General features: G+C 49.3%; 1 protein-coding gene. It reads left to right on the plus strand.

The genetic code is table 11. The annotated features are described in order from the left end of the window. The coding region (locus BUA79_RS12165) for a GLUG motif-containing protein (protein ID WP_207647352.1) at positions 1-956 on the plus strand (956 nt) is incomplete at its 5' end. Positions 957-1,239 lie beyond the last annotated feature (283 nt).

Genomic DNA, 1,239 nt, shown 5'->3' on the forward strand with positions numbered 1-1,239 from the left:
GACATATAATGAACCTCTCTTTTTATACTGATTTTAGTATATCAGATTCATTAAAAACTGTCCGTAAAAGTGTCTTGATTCATGGAACCATTATACTCGCCGGCTATGCCAGGGGAAATATAACAGCCTGCTACAGCACCGGCACCATTTCCGGCGGCAACAATGCATCCACAGGCGGACTGGTCGGATATAACCGGGGCGGAATCATCAAAAACAGCTTTTCATCGGCCACCGTCCAAGCCGGAAATGCCAGTGGCGGTGGGTACACCCATGCCGGCGGCTTCGCCGGGTACCAGTATCCGGGGCTCATCATCAACTGCTATGCAATGGGCGACGTATCAGCCGGGAATGCCTCCGGCCGGTACAGCTGCGTAGCTACCGGAGGATTTATCGGAGGCAACAACGGCCGAATCGAGAATGTATACTGTACAGGAGATGTACTTGCAGGAACCGCCGCCGATTCCCAGTCCTCAGTAGAACCCGGAGCTTTTGCAGGTTATAACGACCTGTATGGAACAATCTCACTGGCCTATTATAGGAACCTTGGATCCCCATCGGACACATCGGGCGCTTCCGGCATGGAGGCGTCCGCCATGCAGACCCAGGATTTCGCTCTGCTTCTGACCGGCAACCGTTCGGATCCCGCCATCCTCGAACCCTGGATGCAGATTCCGGGGTTGAATGAGGATTACCCATTGTTTGCGATGGCTGTGGGGTCTGACCCCACAAACGAACAAAATGCCCCCCAAAGCAATCAAAATGGGACTGATACTCCTCTGATTTCCTATGCAAATACCGAAACGGGGTCTGACCCCGCAGAAGACCCCCTAGCAGACCCACTAGAAGACACCGCGCCCAAGACCGGAATTCCTGCCGGACCAGCCCCCTGGTTCCTGGCATCTTCCGTATTATCCCTGACTGCTGTACTAGTCGCAATGAAAAAATTGAGAAGATAGTATCTTCAGCCAATAGCCAGTCAGGATACGCTGATTGGCTATTGCTTATTTAATAAACACAAAACATAAAGCAGGATTTATGACTTTTGAAAATGAATTAGCCAAGAAGATGTATGATGAAATCATTAACACGCACAAGGTGGAACTTTATCCTTTCGAGGGAATGCATATCACCCAACAGGAAATGTGTGTTTATTGCATAATTAATCTGAAACGTTTTGCAGTCCCAAACTGTAACACCTAAAAATGCAAAAAACCATTGTAACACCCCTCCCAAACCGCT

The organism is Parasporobacterium paucivorans DSM 15970, from assembly GCF_900141895.1.
GTDB classification, from domain to species: domain Bacteria; phylum Bacillota; class Clostridia; order Lachnospirales; family Lachnospiraceae; genus Parasporobacterium; species Parasporobacterium paucivorans.